This window comes from Streptosporangium sp. NBC_01469 (assembly GCF_036227305.1).
GTDB lineage: Bacteria > Actinomycetota > Actinomycetes > Streptosporangiales > Streptosporangiaceae > Streptosporangium.
The window spans coordinates 6,762,770-6,784,618 of record NZ_CP109465.1 but is presented as its reverse complement, the minus strand read 5'-3'; the positions used below and the strand labels follow the sequence as shown (position 1 = coordinate 6,784,618).

The 21,849-nt window shown below is 71.1% G+C and carries 21 protein-coding genes; 6 read left to right on the top strand and 15 right to left on the bottom strand.

Going from position 1 to position 21,849, the window contains the following annotated elements; all coding sequences use genetic code 11:
* Positions 1 to 100: 100 nt before the first annotated feature.
* The 7 genes from OG587_RS29715 to OG587_RS29685 all read right to left on the bottom strand — a co-directional run bounded on the left by OG587_RS29715 (position 101) and on the right by OG587_RS29685 (position 7,680).
* Positions 101 to 409, bottom strand: a complete 309-nt coding sequence (locus OG587_RS29715) for a hypothetical protein (RefSeq protein ID WP_329080937.1) — start codon at positions 407 to 409, stop codon at positions 101 to 103.
* Positions 333 to 851 carry a hypothetical protein gene (locus tag OG587_RS29710; protein WP_329080935.1) on the bottom strand — a complete coding sequence of 173 codons (519 nt, stop codon included), beginning with the start codon at positions 849 to 851 and terminating at the stop codon, positions 333 to 335. The genes OG587_RS29715 and OG587_RS29710 overlap by 77 nt, the downstream gene beginning before the upstream one ends.
* A gap of 476 nt (positions 852 to 1,327) precedes the next feature.
* Entirely contained in the window at positions 1,328 to 3,097 is a 1,770-nt protein-coding gene (gene cydC, locus OG587_RS29705; RefSeq protein ID WP_329080933.1) for a thiol reductant ABC exporter subunit CydC, read from the bottom strand.
* Positions 3,094 to 4,821, bottom strand: a complete 1,728-nt coding sequence (locus tag OG587_RS29700) for an ABC transporter ATP-binding protein/permease (protein ID WP_329080931.1) — start codon at positions 4,819 to 4,821, stop codon at positions 3,094 to 3,096. Before OG587_RS29700 ends, cydC begins: the two co-directional genes overlap by 4 nt.
* Positions 4,818 to 5,561, bottom strand: coding sequence for an ABC transporter ATP-binding protein (locus OG587_RS29695; protein ID WP_329080929.1), 744 nt, complete (start codon positions 5,559 to 5,561; stop codon positions 4,818 to 4,820). The genes OG587_RS29700 and OG587_RS29695 overlap by 4 nt, the downstream gene beginning before the upstream one ends.
* Positions 5,558 to 6,622 (bottom strand): FecCD family ABC transporter permease, encoded by a 1,065-nt coding sequence (locus OG587_RS29690; RefSeq protein ID WP_329080927.1) that lies wholly within the window; start codon positions 6,620 to 6,622, stop codon positions 5,558 to 5,560. Before OG587_RS29690 ends, OG587_RS29695 begins: the two co-directional genes overlap by 4 nt.
* A 38-nt stretch (positions 6,623 to 6,660) precedes the next feature.
* A complete protein-coding gene (locus tag OG587_RS29685) occupies positions 6,661 to 7,680 on the bottom strand; it encodes an ABC transporter substrate-binding protein (protein ID WP_329080925.1) in 1,020 nt (339 codons plus the stop codon).
* A gap of 472 nt (positions 7,681 to 8,152) precedes the next feature.
* On the opposite strand from OG587_RS29685, the gene OG587_RS29680 reads away from it, so the two are divergent.
* From OG587_RS29680 to def, 3 genes are all read left to right on the top strand, one after another.
* Complete coding sequence (locus tag OG587_RS29680) at positions 8,153 to 8,686, top strand: Fe-Mn family superoxide dismutase (RefSeq protein ID WP_329080923.1); 534 nt, start codon at positions 8,153 to 8,155, stop codon at positions 8,684 to 8,686.
* A gap of 4 nt (positions 8,687 to 8,690) precedes the next feature.
* Positions 8,691 to 9,227, top strand: a complete 537-nt coding sequence (locus OG587_RS29675; protein WP_329080921.1) for a GNAT family N-acetyltransferase — start codon at positions 8,691 to 8,693, stop codon at positions 9,225 to 9,227.
* A 64-nt stretch (positions 9,228 to 9,291) separates the two neighbouring features.
* A complete protein-coding gene (gene def / locus OG587_RS29670) occupies positions 9,292 to 9,828 on the top strand; it encodes a peptide deformylase (protein ID WP_329080919.1) in 537 nt (178 codons plus the stop codon).
* A 129-nt stretch (positions 9,829 to 9,957) separates the two neighbouring features.
* On the opposite strand, the gene OG587_RS29665 is transcribed toward def, so the two are convergent.
* Positions 9,958 to 10,470: a hypothetical protein gene (locus tag OG587_RS29665; RefSeq protein WP_329080918.1), complete on the bottom strand. Its 513-nt coding sequence runs from the start codon at positions 10,468 to 10,470 to the stop codon at positions 9,958 to 9,960.
* A gap of 128 nt (positions 10,471 to 10,598) precedes the next feature.
* Here OG587_RS29665 and OG587_RS29660 point away from each other — a divergent pair, with 128 nt between their 5' ends.
* The 3 genes from OG587_RS29660 to OG587_RS29650 all read left to right on the top strand — a co-directional run bounded on the left by OG587_RS29660 (position 10,599) and on the right by OG587_RS29650 (position 13,089).
* Entirely contained in the window at positions 10,599 to 11,834 is a 1,236-nt protein-coding gene (locus tag OG587_RS29660; RefSeq protein WP_329080916.1) for a hypothetical protein, read from the top strand.
* A gap of 297 nt (positions 11,835 to 12,131) precedes the next feature.
* The gene (locus tag OG587_RS29655; RefSeq protein WP_329080915.1) at positions 12,132 to 12,347 is read left to right on the top strand and encodes a hypothetical protein; all 216 of its coding nucleotides are present in this window, start codon (positions 12,132 to 12,134) and stop codon (positions 12,345 to 12,347) included.
* Complete coding sequence (locus tag OG587_RS29650) at positions 12,340 to 13,089, top strand: helical backbone metal receptor (protein WP_329080913.1); 750 nt, start codon at positions 12,340 to 12,342, stop codon at positions 13,087 to 13,089. Before OG587_RS29655 ends, OG587_RS29650 begins: the two co-directional genes overlap by 8 nt.
* A 77-nt stretch (positions 13,090 to 13,166) precedes the next feature.
* On the opposite strand, the gene OG587_RS29645 is transcribed toward OG587_RS29650, so the two are convergent.
* The 7 genes from OG587_RS29645 to OG587_RS29615 all read right to left on the bottom strand — a co-directional run bounded on the left by OG587_RS29645 (position 13,167) and on the right by OG587_RS29615 (position 21,847).
* Positions 13,167 to 14,384, bottom strand: coding sequence for an MFS transporter (locus tag OG587_RS29645; protein ID WP_329080912.1), 1,218 nt, complete (start codon positions 14,382 to 14,384; stop codon positions 13,167 to 13,169).
* Positions 14,381 to 14,794 (bottom strand): hypothetical protein, encoded by a 414-nt coding sequence (locus tag OG587_RS29640; RefSeq protein ID WP_329080910.1) that lies wholly within the window; start codon positions 14,792 to 14,794, stop codon positions 14,381 to 14,383. The genes OG587_RS29645 and OG587_RS29640 overlap by 4 nt, the downstream gene beginning before the upstream one ends.
* Positions 14,778 to 15,578 (bottom strand): ATP-binding cassette domain-containing protein, encoded by an 801-nt coding sequence (locus tag OG587_RS29635; protein ID WP_329080908.1) that lies wholly within the window; start codon positions 15,576 to 15,578, stop codon positions 14,778 to 14,780. Before OG587_RS29635 ends, OG587_RS29640 begins: the two co-directional genes overlap by 17 nt.
* Positions 15,572 to 17,545 carry a dipeptide/oligopeptide/nickel ABC transporter permease/ATP-binding protein gene (locus OG587_RS29630; protein WP_329080906.1) on the bottom strand — a complete coding sequence of 658 codons (1,974 nt, stop codon included), beginning with the start codon at positions 17,543 to 17,545 and terminating at the stop codon, positions 15,572 to 15,574. The genes OG587_RS29635 and OG587_RS29630 overlap by 7 nt, the downstream gene beginning before the upstream one ends.
* Positions 17,542 to 18,606, bottom strand: coding sequence for an ABC transporter permease (locus OG587_RS29625; RefSeq protein WP_329080904.1), 1,065 nt, complete (start codon positions 18,604 to 18,606; stop codon positions 17,542 to 17,544). The genes OG587_RS29630 and OG587_RS29625 overlap by 4 nt, the downstream gene beginning before the upstream one ends.
* Positions 18,603 to 20,168 (bottom strand): ABC transporter substrate-binding protein, encoded by a 1,566-nt coding sequence (locus tag OG587_RS29620; protein ID WP_329080902.1) that lies wholly within the window; start codon positions 20,166 to 20,168, stop codon positions 18,603 to 18,605. The genes OG587_RS29625 and OG587_RS29620 overlap by 4 nt, the downstream gene beginning before the upstream one ends.
* A gap of 377 nt (positions 20,169 to 20,545) precedes the next feature.
* A complete protein-coding gene (locus OG587_RS29615; RefSeq protein WP_329080900.1) occupies positions 20,546 to 21,847 on the bottom strand; it encodes an MATE family efflux transporter in 1,302 nt (433 codons plus the stop codon).
* Positions 21,848 to 21,849 lie beyond the last annotated feature (2 nt).

Sequence of the window (21,849 nt, the reverse complement as noted above, 5' to 3'; positions counted from 1 at the left end):
TCGACTTCGCCGGGCGAGCGTGGACACCGCGGCGACGCTCGCCCGCTTGATAGACCGTCGAGCGGGCGACACCGAGCAGCTGCGCAAGTCGCAGAACCCTTCAGCGCCTGCTGTCGCCAGGGGCGAGCAGGCTGGTGACCTCCGCGATCGCCTCGGGGGAAGGCTTGAAGTACCGCCGGAGGTTCTCTGGCTTCTTGTGCCGGGACTTGGCCATCAACATGAGCAGGCTTGCCCCGCTCTCGCCGAAGTGGGTCAGCAAGGAGTGGGTCAGCGAGGAGTGGCGGAACTCGTGCAGGTCCCACCCGGTGCCCGGCCCGCCGAGCGCGGTGTGTTCATCGAGCAGCGCGCGGGCCTGCCGCCAGGTCCAGGTCCAGGTCCTCGATGTTGACGCCCAGGATCTCCTCGGCACGTCCTGCCGTCTCATACAGCATCCGGTAGAGGGTCTTCTCCCGCAGACCGACCTCGCGGCGGGCGATCAGCCGGTCGACCGCCATCTTCGGATGCGCCGGGGTCTGACTGTCGGGCACCGCCAGTCGCTTGGCCCACACCGGGACGGCCGGGGCCTCATGACCACGCTCGCGGCACCAGGCGAGCCAGGACAGCACCGACGCCCGCCGCGCGTTCCAGGTATTGACCGCCGTGGTGCCCCATATCGTCTCCAGGGCCTCGCCGATCTCCTCATCGGCCACCGATGCCAGCGGCCGCATCTCACCGAGCCGCTCGGCGGTCTTGCCCACCCCGATCGCATAGTTGCGGACGGTGTTGGGATTGCCGAGCGAGTCCAGGAAGGCGTCGGCCGCCGCCCGAACGGTCAGCGCCTTCCCGGTCGACAGACGCACCACGGCGGGCACCGCTTCCCCCCCTTGCTACAGATAACAGGGCCGCTTCGCGTAGCGGTCGGCAGCCATCGCTCCACGTCACGATCAGCAATACTGCAGATAATCGGGTGTTATCTGTAGGAAGACTTCAGGCCGTCTTCGCCGCCGATGAGCCATCAACCGCTCACCAGGGGCGCCGAGGGCTTAGCGCCAGTTTTCGTTTCGATGTTCCTCAACCCCCGTACACACTACGAGGGTCACGCTCAGCTCTTCTGTGGGTGATGAGCCTTTAGTCCGTTGTAAATGATCTTGAACTCAACCGAGCGCCTTTACAATGTAGATTAACAAGCGCGATCATCATCAGACTGCTCTGACACGGAGCCGGTGAGGTGACCCGGGCCCGCGAGGAGATGTCGGCGGCGTTCTTCTGGAAGGCATACGGAGATCGTCAGTCAGGAACTGCTCCCCCGCGACGCCGTCACCCGAACGCCCGACGATGCCTGATGTGATCAGCCGGTGAGCTGGGTGGCGAGGAGCCGCGTGTAGGCGCCATGGGTGAGGAGGAGTTCGGCGTGCGTGCCGGCTTCGGCGACCCGGCCGTCGTCCAGGACGATGACGCGGTCGGCGGTGCGGATGGTGGACAGGCGGTGGGCGATGACCAGGGTGGTGCGGTCGCGCCGGGCCGCGGTCATGGCGGCGGCGACCTCCTGCTCGCTCTCGGCGTCGAGGTTGGAGACGGCCTCGTCCATGATCAGGATGGGGGCGTCCTTGAGGAGGGCACGGGCGATGGCGATGCGCTGACGCTGGCCGCCGGACAGACGGGCGCCGAGTTCACCGGGCAGGGTGTCGTAGCCGTCGGGCAGGCCGGTGACGAACTCGTGGGCGTGGGCGGCACGGGCGGCGGCCTCCACCTCTTCGTCGGTGGCCTCGGGGCGGCCGAGGCGGATGTTGTCGCGCAGCGGGATGTTGAACAGGTAGACGTCCTGGGGGACGAGGGTGATCAGGCGGCGCAGGTCGTCCTGGGGGAAGTCCCGGATGTCGTGGCCGCCGACGGTGATCCTGCCGGTGGTGACGTCCCACATGCGCATGAGGAGGCTGGCGCAGGTGGACTTGCCCGCTCCGGAGTGGCCGACCAGGGCGACGGTCTCGCCGGGGGCGATTTCGAAGGTGCCGTCGGCGAGCGCCTCGGGCAGGTCGGGAGCGTAGCGGAAACGGACCGCCTCGAAGCGGATGTGCGGATCGACGGGGCCGGAGGGTGGGGCGGTGACGCGGTCGGTGACCGGGGCGGGGGTGTTCAGGATGGTCATGATGCGGTCCCCGGCGGCGACGACGAGGTTGAGGTCGCGGGCCACGTCGGTGACGGCGACGACCGGGGCGAAGGTGGTGGCGGCCAGGACGACGGCGACGGGGAACAACGCCGGTTGCAGGCTGCCCGCCGAGGTCAGCAGGGCGGCGGTGACGAGCACGGCGAGCATGCCGAGCGTGGTGGCGGCGTTGGTGGCGGCGTGTTCGAGGCCGGAGCGGCGGCCGTGGGCGAGTTTGGCCTCCAGGAGCCGCTGGTTCTGTTCGCCGAGGCGGTCGATCTGGCGGGCTCCGGCACCGGAGGTGAGCAGTTCCCGCAGGCCCTGAAGGGTGTCGACGGCTTCGGCGTTGAACTCGCCGAGTTCGGCGCGCAGCCTCACGCCTTGGGCGGCGGCTCGTTTGCGCAGCCAGGCGGGCAGGAGGGCGAGCAGGATCAGGGCCGGGGCGAGGGCTGCGGCGAGGGCGGGGTGGAAGACGGCCAGGGTGCTGAGTGCGGCGACGGGGACGGTGGCGGCGCTGGTCAGCGGGCTGAGGGTGTGGGCGAACCAGAGCTCCAGTTGCTCGACGTCGGAGATGGCGGCGGCGCCGAGGTCGCCGGAGCGGCGCTGGAGGAGGTAGCCGGGGGCGAGGCGTTCGAAGGCGGCGTAGACGCGGCCGCGGACATCGGCCAGCACGCGGAAGGCGGCCACGTGCGCGAGGTAGGACTCCAGCCACGGGGTGAGGGCGAGGAAGGGCAGCAGGAGGCCGAGAACGATCAGGCCGCCGCCCAGGTCCTCGGGTGTGGCGCCGGTGATGGCGCGGCTGACCACCCACGCGCCGACGCCGGCGGAGGCCAGGACGACCAGATGGTGGGCGATGCCACTGATGATCGCGGTCAGCAGCAGGGGCCGGTGCGGGCCGAACAGGGCCAGCAGGGGCCGGAACCGGGACCCGCCGGGCCGGTCGGGCGCGACGGCGGTGGTAGCGGCGGCGGTCATCGGGTGGCTCCGTTCTGCGCGGCGACCAGGCGGGCGTAGGCGCCCTGACCGGCGAGGAGTTCGCCGGGTGGCCCGGCCTCCTGGATGCGGCCCTCAGCCATGACGATGACGCGGTCGGCGCCCTGGACGGTGGACAGCCGGTGGGCGATCATCAGCGTGGTCCGGCCGCCGGACAGGGTGTCCAGCGCGTGCTGGATGGCGGCCTCGTTGGCGGCGTCCACGGCGGAGGTGGCCTCGTCCAGGACGAGGATGGGGGCGTCCTTGAGCAGGGCGCGGGCGATGGCGATGCGCTGGCGTTCGCCGCCGGACAGCTTCAGGCCGCGCTCCCCCACGACGGTGTCGTAGCCGTCGGGCAGGGCGGCGATGAAGTCATGGGCCTGGGCGGCGCGGGCGGCGGCTTCGAGCTGGTCGGCGGTGGCCTCGGGGCGGGCGAGGGCGAGGTTTCGGCGGACGGTGCCGTGGAAAAGGTAGGTGTCCTGGGACACCACGGCGACCAGGGCGCGCAGCCGGTCAAGGGACAGGTCGCGGACATCGACGCCGTTGACGCTCACGCGCCCCGCGCCGGGGTCGAAGAAGCGCAGCAGCAGGGAGGCGACGGTGGTCTTGCCCGCCCCCGAGCGGCCGACGAGGGCGACGCGTTCACCCGGTGCGATGTCGAGGGTGAACCGGTCGAGGGCGGGGCGCTCCCGGCCGGGGTAACCGAACACGACGTCGTCGAAGGTGAGCGAGGGTGGTCCGGTCAGGCCGAGCGGGGTGGTGCCTTGTACGGGTTCGGGGATGTCGAGGATCTCCAAGACGGCCTTGAGGGAGGGGACGGCGTTGTAGCTGGAGTGGTAGGCCGCCTCCAGGTCCTTCAGCGGCCGGAAGCTCTCGGCGGTGAGCAGCAGGATGAGCAGCAGTTCGGTGACGGTCAGCTCGCCGTCGGCCAGCCGCAGCGCGCCGGTGCCGAGCGCCACGGCGGTGCCCAGGCCGGTGATGAACGCCACGCCGCCGACGTAGCCGATGACGATGGCCATCAGCCGGATCGAGTCGCGGCAGAACCGCTCGGCCAGCAAGGCCAGCTCGGCTCCGCGCCGGCCGCTGGCGTTGAACGCCTTGAGCGTGGCCATGCCCTGCAGCGCGTCCAGGTTCTCGGCGTACAGGCCCTTGTATCCGCGAAACCAGGCCGCGTTGCGATCTCGCAGCACGCGGTCCGACACCAGCGGCAGCACCGGCATGAGCAGCGCGCAGGCTAAGACGACGGCGCCAACCAGCGGGTCCAGGGTGAACAGGTACGCGGTCACCGCGACCGCGCCGAGGACGGCGGCGATCACCTGGGGCAGGAACCTGCCGATGTAGGCGTCGGCGGTCTCGATGCCGTCCACCAGAGTGGTCTGCGCGGAGCCGGTGCGTCCGCGCTGGGCGTGGGCGGGGCCGAGCCGCAGCAGCTTGGTGGTCAGGCGGCGGCGCAGCTCGGCCTTGACGGCGCCCGAGACCCGCAACGCGACCGGCTCGCGCACGGCCAGCGCGGCGCTACGGAGGAGCTGCAGGGCGACGACCCCGGCGACGAGCCAGGTGATCGAGCCCGCGCCGTGCCCGGCGAAGACGCGAGCCAGGGCCTGGGCGACGAGCACGCCCTGGCCGACGTAGGTGGCCGTGATGGACAGCAGCAACAGTACGAGCCCTGTCAGGCGCCACCGGATGGACGGGGACGACGAGGACAGGGCCAGTAGTCGGGGGATCATCGCTCCTCCTTGAGCCGCTCGAAGACGAGCTGGGTGCGGTGTATGGCGCGCACGCCGTACACCTGGCAGATCAGATCTTGGGTGAGGACCTGGTCGGGCGATCCGCCGGCCACGATGCGGCCGGCGTTCATCACGTATAGGCGGTCGCAGAAGGCGGCGGCCTGGTTGAGGTCGTGCAGCACGGCCAGGGTGGTGATGCCCAGCTCTCGTACCAGGTGCAGGATCTCCAGCTGGTGGCGGATGTCGAGGTGGGAGGTGGGCTCGTCCAGCAGGAGCAGGCGGGTCTGCTGGGCCAGGGCGCGGGCGAGAAGGACGCGTTGTTTCTCTCCCCCGGACAGGGTGGCGAAGATCCGCTCAGTGGCGCCGGCCAGGCCGACGCGCTCCAGCGCCCGCGCGCACAGCTCCTCGTCGGCGGCGGCGTCGGCCTTGTACGGGGTGCGGCCCATGAAGACGATCTCGGTCACCGTGAAGTCGAGGTCGGCCGGGCTCTCCTGGGCGACCACGGCGGTGCGCCGGGCGGCCTGGCGGGCGGGCAGCCGGTGCACGTCGTCACCGTCGACGGTGATGAGCCCGGCGGTGGGGCGCAGCGCCCGGTAGATCGAACGCAGCAGGGTGGACTTGCCGCAGCCGTTCGGCCCGACCAGGCCGACGAACTCACCCTCGTCCACCACCAGGTCGGCCTCGTGCACGATCGGGTGGCCGTCGAGCGTGACGGACACGCCGCACACGTCGAGCCTCACGTGAGGCTCACCGCCCGGTCCACCGAGCGGCGGCGCAGCAGCCACAGGAAGCACGGCACGCCGAACAGGGCGGTGACGATACTGAGCGCCAGCTCCTGCGGCGCGTTGACGGTGCGGGCGGCGATGTCCACGAGCTGCAGGAACACGGCACCGAGCAGGGCGGTGACGGGCAGCACGCGGCGGTGGTCGGCGCCCACCATCAGCCGGGCGGCGTGCGGCACGATCAATCCGACGAACGCGATCGCGCCGCTGGTGGCCACCATCACGCCGACCAGCAGTGAGGTCAGCACGAACAGGGTCAGGCGGAAGCGATGCACGTTCACGCCGAGCGAGATGGCCGTCTCCTCTCCGGCGGCGATCGCGTTCAGCGGGCGGTGTTGCAGCAGCAGGTACGCCACCCCGGCGGCCAGGACGACGGCCGGCAGCGGCAGCATGTGCCAGCGGGCGCCGCCGAGGCTGCCCATCAGCCAGAACAGCACCTGCTGGGCGGCCCGGCCGCTTTGGGCCAGTTGCAGGACGAAGCTGTAGGCGGCCTGGAACAGGTACGCCAGCGCCACCCCGGCCAGCACGAGCCGGGACGGGGTGAGACGGCCCGACCGCTGCGCCAGCGCGTACACCAGGGCGAGGGCGAGCAGGGATCCGGCGAAGGCGGCGGCCGACAGGGACAGCCCGCCCAGCGCCGAGGCGCCCAGGACCAGCACGAGCACCGCGCCGAACGAGGCGCCGGAGGAGACGCCGAGCAGGAACGGGTCGGCCAGCGGGTTGCGCACCAGGGCCTGCAGCACCGCCCCGACCACCGCCAGCCCGGCCCCGACCAGGAGCGCCAGCAGCGCGCGGGGCAGCCGGAACTCCCACACGATCTGCTCCTGCACCGGCGTCCAGGTCGGCATCCCATTGGACAAGGCGCCGGGGATGAGGCGGTCGGCGACGATGCCCCAGGCCTGGGGCAGGGCGACGTGCACCGCGCCGATGCTCACCGCCAGCCAGGTCGAGGCGACGACGGCGACGGTGAGCGCGGCGACGAGCAGGGAGAACCTGCTCGCGCGGCGTTTCTTCGGCACGGGCCCGGTCTGTGCCGGGCTTTGGCGGGTCGCGCTGGTCACGGGGTGAAGGCGTCGGGGTGCAGGAAGCGGGCGATGTCGGCGATGGCCAGGATGTTGCGGTAGCCGGGGTGCTGGGCCGCCACGGGAAGCGCGAGATAGCGCTGCTCCTCGGCGGCCGGGCTGTTCTTGGCGATGGCGAAGGCTTCGGCGGCCTTGGCCTGCGAGCTCGGCATGTCCTCGCCGCGCAGGGTGGCGTAGTCGCTGATCAGGACGGCCTCGGGTTGGGCCGCGCTGACCTTCTCGGCGCTGACCTCGGTGTAGTCGCCCTTGACGTCGGCCAGCACGTTCGTCCCTCCGGCGGAGGTGATCATCTGGTTGGTGATGCCCGCGCCGCCGTAGGCGTTGACCGGGCCCTTGCCGCCGTCGGTGGCCAGCACCTTGACCGGGGTACGGCCGGCGACGCGCTTCGTGACGTCGGCGAGCCTGCCCTGAAGTTCGCCGATCAGCGTGTCGGCACGGTCGGGGACGCCGAAGATCGCGCCAAGATTGCGCAGGTCGGCGTAGGTGTCGTCGATGGTGAACTCGAGAACCTCTTCGGGGCTGCACCAGCCGCCCAGGATGTACACCGGGGAGCCGGCCGCGTCCAGCTCCTCCACGGTGGCGTAACCGCCGGCGGCGTCGAGGCCGGCCATCGCGTTGTCCAGGACGAAGTCCGCGCCCTGGGCGAGCATGACCTCTTTTTGCGGCAGCATGATCGTGTCGGAGATCTCCGGGATCTTGGCGTACCGCTCCTTCTGCCCCGGCAGGAACGGGCTCTCGGAGAAGTTCGTGCGCCCGGCGATCCGGTCGTCCAGGCCGAGGGCGAGCAGGGTCTCCAGGGCGGGGTGGTAGCCGGTCACCACCTTGGCGGGCGGCTTGTCGAACGTGAGCTTGCGCCCGCAGTTGTCCATCGTGACCGGGAAGCCGGCCTGCGGCGCCGCCGACTGCTCGGCCTTCTGGCCGATCTCCTGTGTGGCGGGAGCCGTTGAGCAGGCGGTCAGCGTCAGAGCCACTGCCAGGACGAGCAGCTTTCTCATGATCGGGTTACCGCCTTCGGCGGCGCGTTGTCGCCAATGGTCGGCATGGCTGGAGTGATACGGGGCGGGCGGCTCATGTGGTGAGTCTCCGGAGGTGCGAGGCCAAATGATCATTGTGTACGAAAGCATCACATTCTGCACATAGATTGCAATTGCGATCAAGTGGCATTAGATCGGTGATGCCTGACGGGTCACCTCAGGGCCGGTCCCAGATGAACGCATCTCTCACCGATCCATCTAATTGCATATATCTTGCAATAGCGGACTGCTTGCATCATCATCGCGGGACGGTCAAGGGGGCAGCGGCCTCGGACTGTCCTGGAGCTCGGGAAAGGCGGTCCGCGTCGAGGTGCCCGTCGCGCCTCATCGGCGGTTGCCGGCGCTGGCGGCCGGGTTGTGCGCTCCTATGGGTGAACGGCGGCACTCTGATCGTGTTCGCCGTACGGACGCGATCGAGGTGAAGGGCATCGAGATGAAAGACGTCGACGTGAAGCACACGGTCGCCGAGTTCGAGGAGATCCTGCGCGGCAAGGGTCTGCGCCGGACCGTCCCCCGGATGACGATCCTGTCCATCCTGGTGGAGGCCTCGGCCCATCTCAGCGCCTCCAGGCTGCATCACCTGGTGACGGCGGCCCAGCCGACGATCAACGTCTCCCCCGACGGCGGCGACCGTCCCGACGGAGCGCTCGGTGAGGCGATCACGGAGAACTTCGGCTCGTTCGAGGCCTTCCAGAAGCAGCTCACCACCGCCACCGCGAGCGTGCAGGGCTCCGGCTGGGGCATCCTGGCGTGGGAGCCGCTGAGCCGGCGCCTGGTGGTGGAGCAGGTGTACGACCACCACGGCAACGTCGGTCTCAACACCACGCCGCTGCTGGTCTTCGACGCCTGGGAGCACGCCTACTACCTGCAGTACCGCAACGTGCGCCCCGATTACGTCGAGAAGCTGTGGTCGCTGATCAACTGGAACGACGTCATCGCCCGCTTCGACGCGGCCAAGGGCGCCTGAGCCGATGACGGCGGCGCACCTCCCGTACGACCGGGCCCGATGGGCGGGCGCCGCCGTCCGTATCCAGGTGGTCGGCCCGAAGGCCGCCGCCTGTCACCTGCCGGCCATCGCCGATGTCGGTGGGGACGTCTTCACCCTGCCGCCCTGGCGCGAGCCGTACGCCGCCGCGCGGGGCGTGGCCGCGCGGCTGCTCGCCGACAGCAAGCGGCCCGGGTTCGTGCTCGCCCTCGCTCTGGACGGCGAGGAGCTGTACGGCTTCGCCTACGGCGTGCGCTGCTCGCGCCTGGCCAGGCTCACCTGTCATGAGCCGGGCCCAGACTTCACGCTCAAGGAGCTGGGCGTCGTGCCGCAGCGGCGCGGGCTGGGGCTCGGAGCCGCACTCCATGACGCCGTGCTCGCCCGCGCCGTGCCGGGAACGCGCTGGCTGACCACTCACACATGCGCCGCCGCGGCCCTGGGCCTCTACCGCGCCCGAGGGTGGCGCGCGGTCGCCTTGGCGGGCAACGAGCGACTGATCATGTCGCGCCGGGACACCCGTTGACGGGCCCCTGACATGCAGATGCATCCGATTCGCGCAATGTTCATCGCCCAGGAGGGTTCGTAACGTGCACGCCGTCGACCAGGACTCCGCATTGCCCGTTCGTCATGTCGGCGACCCGGTCCTGCACCGCGCGTGCGCGCCGGTGACCGTCTTCGACGCCGACCTCGCCAGACTGGTGCAGGACATGTTCGCCAGCATGTACGCCGCGCGGGGCGTCGGGCTGGCGGCCAACCAGATCGGTGTCGGCCTGCGGGTGTTCGTCTACGACTGCCCCGACGACAGCGAGGAGTTCCGCAAGGGCGTCGTGGTGAATCCAACCTTGATCGTGCCCGAGGTGGGACACCGCAGGCTGCACGAGGAGGAAGAGGGCTGCCTGTCGGTACCCGGCCGGCGAGCCCTCCTGGCCAGGCCCGATCGCGCCACCGTGCACGGCTTCGACGTCACCGGCGCCCCGATCACCGTCGAGGGCACCGGCCTGCTGTCTCGCTGCCTGCAACACGAGAGCGACCATCTGGAGGGCCGCCTCTACATCGACCGCCTACCGGCCAAGCGACGCAAGGAAGTCCTGAAGGGCTACCAGCAGGAGAGCACTACAAACTGACGCGGCACCTTCCGCCCACACCTGCGAACTATGCAGCGATTGTGTTCCCACGTGTCATGCCCGGCACCTACGTCTTCTCCTTCGAATCTCCGTGCCCGCGAACGGGCTCGCGCACTTACACGAACGTCTTCATTGCTCTCCCGCCGGTCGTAGTCCTCCGGCGAGGCCAAGCGGTACGGCGTCGCGCTGGAGGGCGTCGAAGCCGGCGGCCAGGGCAGGGTCGCGGATGAGGGCCTCGCCCACGATCGGGTCGATCAGCACGAGGAAAGCCAGGTGCCGCAGGGCGTGGGCGACCACGTTCTCGACCTGCAGATGCTCGGGTGACGGTGCCGAAGGCGCGGCTCCTGTGGCGAGCTGGAAATTCGTCAGCGCGATCGCCGGCAGGTGAGCGGCGGGATCGGGACAGACGGCGTAGGTCAGGACGACCTGGCCTTCGGGTTGGTAACGCCAGCTCGTGGAGTGCACCACGGTGGACGCCGCCTCGGCGGTGATCCCACTGACGCGGCGGACCGCCTGGTCCGGGCTTTCTCCCCTGTCCAGGGACGTCACGACCCGCCGGTAGTGCCATGCGCCCGCCGGGTCGGCCCGCAGCAACAGGATCTCGACCGATACCGGTACGAGGTGGCTGAGCTGCTCGTTCACATGGTGTCCCGTCGTCCGGCCACATTGTTGCGCTGATTATGCAACAACGTCTTTGTCGCAGAGATGCTATTGCCGCCGGGGTGTTCCCGTGCGTGGCTTGGCGCAGGACGACGGAGAGGCGGAGTTCGATGCCGGGACGGCCGGGGGTGCTGGTGCTCATGGGCTCGGGCGAGACGAGCCCGACGATGGTCGAGGTCCATCGCTCGGTGATCCGCAGGCTGGATAATCGGCCACAGGCGGTACTGCTCGACACCCCGTACGCGTTCCAGGAGAACGCCGCTGACATCTCCGCCCGGGCCCGGGGATACTTCGCGCGCAGCGTCGGGCTGGAGGTGGAGGTCGGCGACGAGGTGGCCGGGGCCGACTGGGTGTTCTCCGGCCCCGGCAGCCCCACCTTCGCCCTGGAGCGGTGGACGGCGACGCACGTCGCCGGTGATCTGCGCGCCCGCCTCCGGGCGCGGGAGGGGGCGACGGTGCTGGCCTCGGCCGCCGCCTGCACGGCGGGTGTGGCGACGGTACCGGTGTATGAGATCTACAAGGTGGGCGCCGCCCCCCATTGGCGGCCGGGCCTGGACCTGCTGGGCGTCCTCGGCCTCAGGGTGGCGGTCGTCCCGCACTACGACAACACCGAGGGCGGTACTCACGACACCCGCTACTGCTATCTGGGCGAGCGGCGGCTGGCCCGGATGGAGCCCGACCTGCCGCCGGGCGCCGCCGTCCTGGGGATCGACGAGCACACCGCGCTGGTCGTCGACCTGAACACCGAGGAGGCGCTGGCGGCCGGGCGGGGCCGCGTGACGATCCGCCGGCCCGGCTCCCAGGCCGTCCTGCCCGCGGGGACAAGCACGAACCTGGAGGAGATCCGCCGCCTGGCTCGCGGCGAGACAACGGTGAGCGGCACTGCGCTGCCGGTCATCTCACCGGCGCCCCACCAAGTCAGTCTGGGAGAGGCGACCCGCTCCTGTGAGGAGCGCTTCGCCGCCGCGCTAACCGGGTACGACGACGCCGACGCGGTCCGGGCCGTGCTCGATCTGGAGGCCGAGGTCGCCCGCTGGGGCGCCGACACCGAGGAGGACGAGGGTGGTGTCGAGCACGCCAGGGAGAGCCTGCGACTGCTGATCGCGAAGCTGGGCGCCCGAGCGGGCACCCCGAGTCCGGGGGATCTGGTCGCCTCCCTGGTCGAGTCCGTGCTCGTGCTGCGCGGTGAACTGCGCCGCCAGGGACGCTACGACGTCGCGGACGCGCTGCGCGCGGCACTGCTGCGCGGCGGGGTGCTGGTCGCGGACACCCCGGATGGCCCTTGCTGGACCTCTACCGGGAGCGACCGGCCACCGTTGAGCGGGCTGCTGACGCCGGGGCACTGACGGAGATCCGCTGGGCGTCTGTGTTCGGCGACGTCGACGCTCTCCCGAGCGTGCCACTCACTAAGGTGAACCCGGATTCTGGGTCAGAAGCCGGGCGAGGTGGTCCATGGCGGCTGCGCCGTCGGCGGGCTGCCTGCCCTGGCCGATCGAGCCCATCCCAGGGGGCCGAGGCCAGGGGCCTGCGCCCGATGTCTGGAAGCGGGTCTACCGTCGGAATATGAGCATTCATCGGATCGAGGCCGAGGCGAATTGGGGCCGCCGTCGTGCACGCTGCCGACAGCCGGACATCCGTTACGAGTGGCCGAGTTCGACGCGTTGTTCACCAAGGCCGTGCATGGTGTCGAGCGGATCGATCCGCTCAGGTTGTGGCTGAGGCTGGATGCCGTGCTGATCGAAGGTCACCTGTCGTTGGAGATCAATGTGCCCGCCCGGCACGGTGAGAGGCTGAATGCCGTGGCCGCCCGCGTCGAGGCTGTGACCGGCCGCGCCGGAGGGGACATCGACGATGCTTGACGACCTCGGTACTCCCTTCACGCCGCACGGTGCCGTACGCCGGGTGGTCTCCCTCGTTCCCTCGCTCACCGAGTCGCTCGCCGAGACCGCCCCGCACCTGCTGGTCGGCGCGACCGACTGGTGTACCCACCCGGCGGGGCTGCCGGTGCGGCGGATCGGCGGCACCAAGAACCCCGACCTGGCCGCGATCGTCGCCCTTGAGCCGGACCTGGTGCTGGCCAACGAGGAGGAGAACCGCCCGGCCGACCTGGAGGCGCTGCGGTCGGCCGGGATACCGGTGTGGGTGACAAAGATTCACACATTGCAGGAGGCCTTCACCTCCCTGCGACGGACGCTCACGCTGGCCTGCGGCCTGCCCGAGCCCGACTGGCTCGCCGCCGCCGAACGGGCATGGCCGACCTCTCCGGTCACCGGGGTGCGGCGGGCGGTGATTCCCATCTGGCGCAAACCCTGGATGGTCCTCGGGCGCGACACCTTCGCCGGTGACCTCCTGCTCCGGCTCGGTGTCCGCAACCTCTACGCCGACCACCCCGAGCGCTATCCGAGGATCGCTCTGCCCGACCTGCTGGCGTCGGGCGCCGACCTCGTCGTCCTGCCCGACGAGCCCTACCGGTTCACCGCCCAGGACGGCCCCGGATTCTTCCCCGAGACATCCGCTGCCCTGGTCAGCGGTCGGCACCTGACCTGGTACGGCCCCTCCCTCGCCGAGGCGCCCGATGTCCTGCGGTCCGCCCTGGGATGAGACCGCGCTCGCGCCGACGTGCTCACCTGGCCGCCCGGACCTCCACCGGGCGGCGGTAATCGCGTCTGCCAGGTTCGTCACGAACCGGCCACTTCGGGCGCGGGGCGCCGGAGCCGGCGGCCCACAAGCAGCATGATCACCGGCAACAGCAGGCACTGGGTGGCGATGGCCAGCCAGAAGCCGGGAAGGTTCCCGGCGGTCTCGAACAGATGGTAGAGGCCCCCGCCGACGAGGCCGCTCAAGGACGCGCCGACCCCTTCGGCCAGCCGCTGGTGGCCGAAGACGACCGTCGGCGACCGTTTCGTACGGCTGAGCGTCTCAAGGACGTTCTTGAGGAAGAGCACCGAGTTGCCCACGCCGATGACGAGGATCCCGGCGGCGACCGTGATCTCGTTCCCGCCGGTGAACGCGATCATGCCGACGGCGAGGCACCCGAAACCGACCACCATCGCGTGCGCGTAGCGCATCCGCTCGACCCGTCGCGTGAGGAGGGGCTGCAGCACGGCCAGCAACAGCGAGTAGCCCATCATGGCTGCTCCGTAGAACACGGTGGGCAGCCTGCCCTCGGCGTAGGACGACAGGAACTGGTAGAAGTGCATGTACAGATAGAGGGTCAGAGCGGTTACGACGAACGGTAGAACCGCCAGGCCGTGCAGTGCCCGGCGCAGTGGCTCGATCACCTCGCCCTCGTCCCGTCGCTCTCGGGGCAGGAGGGCGTGGCCGATCGCCATCGCCGCGTGCAGCACCGTGGCGGCGACGAACATCGCGCCCGGGTCGTGGATGAACAGCGCCCCTACTACCGGTCCGATCGCGATGCCGACGTTGCCCGTGGCGTAGCTCGCGGACATCAGCCGCGGTCGATCGTCCGGGTTCGTCCCGTGCACCGTGTAACCCCGGACGCTGGGTGAGTAGAGGCCGGTGGCCGCCGATCGCAGGAACAGCGCGGCGATCGTCAGCGCCGGCCAGGCCCCGCCGGCGAGGAACCCCAGCGATCCGAGGGTCTGCAGGACCATCGCGATCACCAGGCACCGTTGGAGCCCGAGCCGTTCGGCGAGGGCCGCGCCCGGCACTCCTCCGGCGAACTGCACGAACGTCGCCAGCCCGAGGATGATGCCCACCTGATCCATACCCAGGGCCATCCGGTCGCGCAGCAGGACCGCCAGGTAGGGGTATACGGAGAAGCTGACGAGATTGACGAGGAACCCGCTCCCGAGCAGGGCGAACTGTGTGCCGGTGAACGAGCGGACGCCGGATCGCGCGGGGGCACCCGACGCCTCCCGTTCGGTGGGTGTCATGCCGATCGTGCCTTGGTTTCCCTGACGATCGGGCGCGTGGCCGCGCCGTCGTGCGGGCCGTCGTTCAGGCCGCCGAGAAGCGTGACCTTGCCGAAGCTGGGGGCGCTTCGTCGCCGTTGTCGCACGGATCGATCGGCGCCGCGGTGCCCGATCTGAGGCGCGGACCAGGGAAGTACGCGATTCCGCCGGCCTCTCGCGGAGTCGGACGGACGCTCGCCCGATTCGCGAAAGGCACGGGCGAGGGAGGTGAGCCTGAGAAAGAGCGTCTCCAGACGTGCGATGGTCATGATCAAGATGTCGGCCGGACAGGCCAGAGGGTTCCCATCACGAGGAAACACGTTACCGTCCGGTGTCGCCTCGACAGGGAACACCCGGGCGGGCCGACGGCGACGGTTAGTCTTCAGGGCCATCGGCACTCATCGCGATGTCCATGGTGGGGGTGGCCGCGAGCAGGGTGCGGGTGTAGGGATGGCTGGGGTGGGTGGTGACGTCCCCGGTCGGGCCCTGCTCGACGATCCTGCCTCCTCGCATGACGGCGATCCGGTCCGCGAGCTGGGAGAGGACGGCGAGGTCGTGGGTGATGAACAGGCAGCCGAACTCCAGCCGGTCACGCAGATCGCAGAGCAGGTTGAGCACCGTCGCCTGGACCGACACGTCGAGCGCGGTGACCGGCTCGTCGCAGATCAGCAGGCGTGGCTCCAGAGCCAGCGCCCGGGCGATCGCCACCCGCTGCCGCTGCCCTCCCGACAGCTGCCCGGGACGGCGGGCGCCGACCTGAAGGTCGAGCCCGACGAGGTCCAGCAGTTCCCGCACCCGCGCGGACCGGGACCGGGCGTCGCCGACCCGGTGAATGCGCAGCGGCTCGGTGAGGGCCTGCCCGACCGTCTGCCGTGGGCTGAGCGTGAGGTAGGGGTCCTGGAACACCATCTGGACCTGTCGCCGATGCGCCCGCAGGGCCCGGCCCCGGAGCGCGTGCACGTCCACCCCGGCGACGCGCACCACTCCCGCGCTGGGCCGGTGCAGCCCGGTCACGACCCGCGCCAGCGTCGTCTTGCCGCAGCCCGACTCGCCGGCCAGCCCGACGATCTCGCCCGCCGCCACGCGCATCGTGACGTCCTCGATCACCGTCGTGACGTCCCGGCCGCCGCGACCACCGTCACCGTAACCGGCGGTCACCCCAACGATCTCTAGCACGGGCCGGTACCCCTTTCCCCTGTTGTCGCGGGGCGGCCGGAGTGGCGCAGGCAGGCCGACCGGTGCGCGGCGCCGCGGGCCGACGCCTCCGGAAGCGGCGTCTTCAAGGTCAGCGTCTCCAGGGCCGGTGGCCCGGACACACAGGCCGCCGCCACGAGCGGGCACCGGGGGGCGAATCCACAGCCCTCGGCCTCGTCCGGGCCGATGCCCGCCCGGCCGGGCATGGTACGGAACCGGGTGCCCGGTGCCGTCCCGGGGCGCGGTACGGCGTCCAGCAGGCCACGTGTGTACGGGTGATCGGGATCGGTGATCACCGTGGCGAGCGGGCCCGACTCCACGATCCGGCCGCCGTACACGACGGCCACGCTGTCGGCCAGGCGCGCCACCACCGCCAGGTCATGGCTGACGATGACCATGGACATGGCCAGCTCGTCACGCAGGCGTGCCAACAGCGCGAGCAACTGCGCCTGCACGGTCACGTCGAGGGCCGAGGTGGGTTCGTCGGCGACGAGGAGCTCCGGCTCGCCGGCGAGGGCGATGGCGATCTGTGCCCGCTGGCGCATCCCGCCCGACAGCTGGTGCGGGAACTCGCGGGCGACCGCCACGGGGTCCGGCAGACCGGCCAGGCGCAGCAGTTCCTCGGTGACCCGGCGGGTCGCGGCGCGCCGGCCGCCCCGGCCCACGTTGCGGGCCGCCTCGTCGACGTGCGCGCCGATCGTCCGCAACGGGTTGAGGACGGCGCCGCTGTCCTGGAAGACGACGCCCACCCGGCGCCCGTTGATCTGGCGCCGCTCGCCCGGGGAGAGATCCGCCAGTTGCCGGGCCCCGGCACCGGCGCCCAGCACCGCGGAGCCGGTGACCACCGCGTCCGGGTCCAGCAGGCCGAACGGAGCCAGCGCGGCCGTGGTCTTGCCGCTTCCGCTCTCGCCGACGATGGCGAGGATCTGCCCGCGCCGTACCTCGTAGGACATCCCGGCGACGACGCGACGGCGCCCGCCACCGTCCGGGTAGGAGACGGACAGATCCCGCACGCGCAGCACCGTGTCGTGCTCGGGAGAGCTCTGCGCCGCGTCCGGCGGGGTGGGCGCCGCAGGGTGTTCCATGACGGGCCGCGGGGCCCGTCCCGGGCGGATCCACCGCGGGCGGACCAGGCGCAGGATCGACGGCCGTTCCTCGCCCGCCGCCAGCCGCTCACCGAGCAGGTTGCCGGCGAACACCACGGCCGTGATGGCGATGCCGGGCGGGTACGCCAGCCACCACGCCGAAGCCAGGAACGGCCGTCCCTCGATGAGCATCTGGCCCCACTCGGCGTGCGGCGGGGCGACGCCCAGGCCGAGAAAACTCAACGTGGCGACACCGAGGACGATCGTGCCGACATCCGTGCTGGCGTAGACCAGGCAGGGCGCCAGCGCCGGAGGCAGCAGGTGCCGGCCGATGATGCGCCCGCGGCCCGCGCCCAGCAGGCGCAGGGCGTCCAGGTGGGGGCTGCTTCGCATGCCGGCGACGCGGGCGCGCGCGATCCGGGCGTACGGCGCCCACGACCACAGCGAGAGCGCGAGGACGAGGTTCTCCACACCGGGCCCCCGCACCCCGATCACCGCGAGCGCCACCAGCATCCCGGGCAGCGAGACGACCACGTCGATCACCCGGGAGACGGCCCGGTCGACCCATCCGCCCAGGTAACCGGCGACGGCGCCGATGACCGTGCCGGCCGTCAGCGAGAGCGCCAGCACGGCCGCCGTGACCGTGAGCGAGATCCGCGCGCCGTAGAGCATCCGGCTGAGCTGGTCACGGCCGAGCTGGTCGGTGCCGAGCAGGTGCTCCGGCGACGGCGGCAGCAGCCCGGAGGCCAGGTCGTTGGCGGAGGGATCGGCCGGAGCGATGACCGGCGCCAGCACCCCCGCGATCACGAAGAGGATCAGGGGCACCGCGACCAGCAGCGTCCGCACCCACGCCCGGCCGGTCACGTCGTCCCCCGCCGCAACCGGGCGGCGAGCCCGTCGGCCTGGTCCCGGACCGGTATGCCCCGGCCCGATGGGCCCTTCCCGGAGGGCGTGGCGCGGGTGCCCCGGCCTCGCCGGGAGCGGGGGTCGATGAGCCCCTGCAGGACATCGGCGCAGCGGTTGGCCAGGATGAACCCGCCTCCCATGACGAGCGTGCAGGCCTGCAGCGCCGGGACGTCCCGCGCCCCGGCCGCGTGCACGAAGTAGGCCCCGACACCGGGCCAGCCGAAGATCTGCTCCACCACGACGGCGCCCACCAGGAGGCTCCCGACGCCGAACCCGGCGACCGACAGGATCGGCCCGGCGGCGTTGGGCAGGCCGTCGCGCAGCACGATCGACAGTGGTCCGCTGCCCCTGGCCTGCGCCGCGCGTACGTAGGGCCGGTCAAGGGCCTCGCGCAGCGTGACGGCCACCACCCGGCTGAGCACGCCGGCGACCGGCAGGCCGAGCACCGCCATCGGCATCAGCCACGTCGAGAACCCGGCCATCCCCGACGTCGGTACCACACGCAGCCGAAGGGCCAGGATCAGCACCAGGAGGTAGCTCAGCCAGAACGCCGGCACCGAGGTGACGAGCAGTGCCGCGACCCGCAGGGTCCCGCGCAGCACGCCACGCCGCAGCACCGCGCCGGCGACGCCGACGCTCACCCCGATCACGAGGGCGACCACGGCGGAACCGGCCACCAGCCCCAGCGTGACGCCCAGCCGGTCGGCGACCTCGGGTCCGACGGGGGTGTTCGTCCGCAACGACAGCCCGAAGTCGCCGGTGCACGCGTCAGCGAGCCACCGCAGATACCGCACCGGAGCGGGATCGTCGAGGCCGAGCTCGACGCGGACGGCCTCGATCTGCTCGGGCGTGGCCGGCCGGCCCGCCCGGGTCGCCGCCAGCATCGCTGCGGCGTCACCGCGCGCGAGCAGGACCAGCGCGAAGACGCCGAGTGACATCGCCAGTAACACGCCGAAGACGTCGACGGCCCACCGCGCGAGGTAACCGCCCGCGGCGGCGAGCCTGCCGGGTGACCTCATTCGACGGTGACCCCGGTGAGCTCCAGATCGACATCGGTGGGCGGCATCGTGAAGCCCTTCACCGCGGCGCGGACGGCCCACATCCGCGGCCGGTAGGCCAGCGGCACGAAGCCGGCGTCGGCAGCCACCGCGTCGTAGAGCTCCTGGTAGGCCGCGGCACGGGCGGCGGAGTCGCGGGCGAACAGCGCCTTGTCGACCGACTTCTCGACGGCCGGGGTCGCCCAGAGCGGGGCGCGCGCTTCGGAGGTGAACAGGGACACGATCGAGCTGGAGGGGTCGTACGGCGCGCCGAGGCCTTCGAAGAAGGTCAGGTCGTAGGTGCCCTCCGCCCGCTCGTCGTAGTACGCGGCGGCGTCGACCGGGGAGATCTCGACGGCGATACCGACCTCCTTGAGTGCCGCGGCGATCGCCTCGGCCATCGTGCGGGGGTCGAGTTGTCCCGCGGCCGGCTTGGCGGGGACGAGCAGCTTGAGGGAGAGCTTCTTGCCGTTCTTGACCCGGCTGTCGCCGTCGAGCGTGTACCCGGCGGCCTCCAGCGTGCTGCGGGCGCCCGCCTGGTCGAAGTACAGCGGCAGGTCGGCTCCGGAGTCGGGCACCTCCGGGGGGAACACCCGCCGCGCCAGCTCGCCATAGCCCTGGAACAGCGCGCCGACCAGGGACGTGGTGTCGATGGCCTGACGCACCGCCTCGCGCACGGCCCGGTCACCGGCCGGCCCCTCGGGGTTGAACCCGAGCATGATCGAGACGTCTGAGGCGCCGGTGAGCAACCTGACGTCACCGCGCTCGCTCAGCGACCTGGCCTCCAACGGGGTGATCGGGGCCAGGTACGAGCCACCGATGAGGTCGATCTCGCCGTTGGCGAGCGCGTCGACGCGCGCCTGGGAATCGGGGATGACCTTGAACTCAAGCCGCTCCAGCTGAGGCTTGGTCCCCCAGTAGCCGTCGTTGCGGGCCAGCGCCGCACCGGTGGCGGAGTTCGACACCAGCTTCCACGGCCCGGTGCCGACGGGGGTCGTGAACTCGCCTCCGGTGGCCGCGGACTTCGGGCTGAGCAGCCGCACCGGCCGCACGATCGACATCTCCTGCAGCAGCGGCTCGTACGGCTCCGACAGCGTCAGCCGGACGGTATCGGAGTCCGGGGTGTCCACGGCGGAGATGACCTGCGAGGCCCGGAAAAAGGTGAACTTCTTGTTGCCCACCCACCGCTCGAAGTTCCACTTGACGGCGGCGGAGTCCAGCGGTGTCCCGTCGGTGAAGCGGACGCCGTCGCGCAGGTCGAAGGTGACCTGCCGGCCGTCCTCGGCGACGGTCCACGACTCCGCGAGACCCGGCTCCAGCTTGCCGCCCTTGGTGTAGGTGACAAGCGGCTCGTAGATCGCGTCGAGCAGCAGGAAGTTGCCGGTGAAGGCGTGCGGGTCCAGGGCACCGGACTCCTCGCTCAGGCCGATACGCAGCACCGGGGTGGCGGGGGCTTTCTCATTGGTATCGGAGGCGTCGGAGGCGCACGCACCGATCAGCATGATCGAGGCGACGAGGATGGTAGAGAGGCGCAATCTTGACACGAACACTCCGGGCAGGTGATAGCCGTCGACAAGGGGGCGATCGATCGCTCCCCTCCTCAGGTAGTCGGAGGCGTCGCACGGTTGGTTCCCCGAGTTCGCGATCGATTCACGCCGCCTGGGGCTTATCGACCGTCTCCGCCGTCCCGGCCTTCTCGGTGGGCCGTCCGGCTGCCGGGATGTCGTTCGTGACCCCTACGGCGTCGGCGCTGCGCGTGCCGCGAGCCGTCGTCTTCGCGACGATGTGCCTCGTGGCCTCCGCGGGCGGCCACGCCCTGGCAGGGGACGGCCTGATCCCGCCGCACCTGGCCGTTCTCGGCGCTCTGATCGCCTTCTGCGTGGCCTATCTCATAACGTCCCACAGCGAATCCCGGACGAACCTAGGGCTGAGCGGATGTCAATTCCACAGATCCCTGAGCGGCCGGGGACGCCGTGCGGCGGGCGCGGATCCACAGCAGCAGGGCCAGCATGACGGTGAAGGCGGTCCACGCCACGTAGATCCCGGGCAGGCCGAGGCCGAGGGTCAGCCCGAGGAGCCAGCTCAGCGGGATCAGGACCAGGTAGTCGCCGACGACGTTCGCGACCATCACCGACCGAGTGTCGCCGTGGGCGCGCAGGAAGCTGCCGTACGCCATCGCCCACACCATCGGCGCCAGGCTGAGCAGCGCCAGGGGCGCCACCTGCCAGGCCAGCGCGACGACCTCGGCGGAGGCGGTGAACAATCCCAGCAGGGCCGTTCCGCCGAGGAGGACCAGCGCGGCCGGGACCGCGTACACGATCAGCAGCAGCCGGATTCCGATGCTGCGCCACCGTTCGGCGGCGGCCCGGTGGCCGGCGCCGGCCTCGTGTCCGGCGAGGATGGCGATGGACGAGGACGCCGAGGCCATCACGGTGAAGACGATGAGCAGCAGGTTGTCGGTGATCCGGTAGGCGGCCAGCTCGGGGGTGCCCATCCGGGCCGCGAAGCCCGCGATGAGCGCCTCGTTGAGGTAGCCGACGCCCATCGCGCTCATCTCCGGCCAGCCGAGGGTCCACAGCGTGCGGGCCACGGGCCGGCCGTCACCGGGGACCTGGGGCAGCTTGGCGCGGGCGTATCCGAGCAAGACGGCGGTTCCGGCGGCCGTGGCGGCCAGGGTCGCGAAGGCGGCGCCTTCGATACCGAGCCCGGCGTTGAAGATCAGCAACAGGCCCAGGGGCAGGTTCACCGCGTTGACCAGCAGGGCGTTGTACATGGCGGCGCGGGTCACCCCGACGCCCGAGCAGGCGCTCTGCAGGGTGAAGGACGCGGCGGCGAACGGCACCGCGAAGGCCAGGATCCGCAGGTAGGCGCCGCCGGGGCCGATCAGCTCGGCAGGTGCTCCCAGCAATGTGAGCACCGGTTCGGCGGCGGCGTACAGCATGATGCCGATGGCGAGGCCGGCCAGGGCCGAGGTGACCAGGCCCACGCGCACCGCCTGGATCACCGCGCCCGCGTCGCCCGCCCCGTGCGCCTGGGCGACCCTGATCTGCACGGCGGTCGCCCAGCCGCGCACGATGACCAGGGCGATCAGGTAGACGGGAGCGGCTAGGGCGAAGGCGCCCAGTGCCGTGGTGGAGTGGCGGGCCAGCATGATCGTGTCGACGATGTTGACGATGATCTGGGTGAGCCCGGCCACGAGTAAGGGCACGGTCAGCGCCCACATGC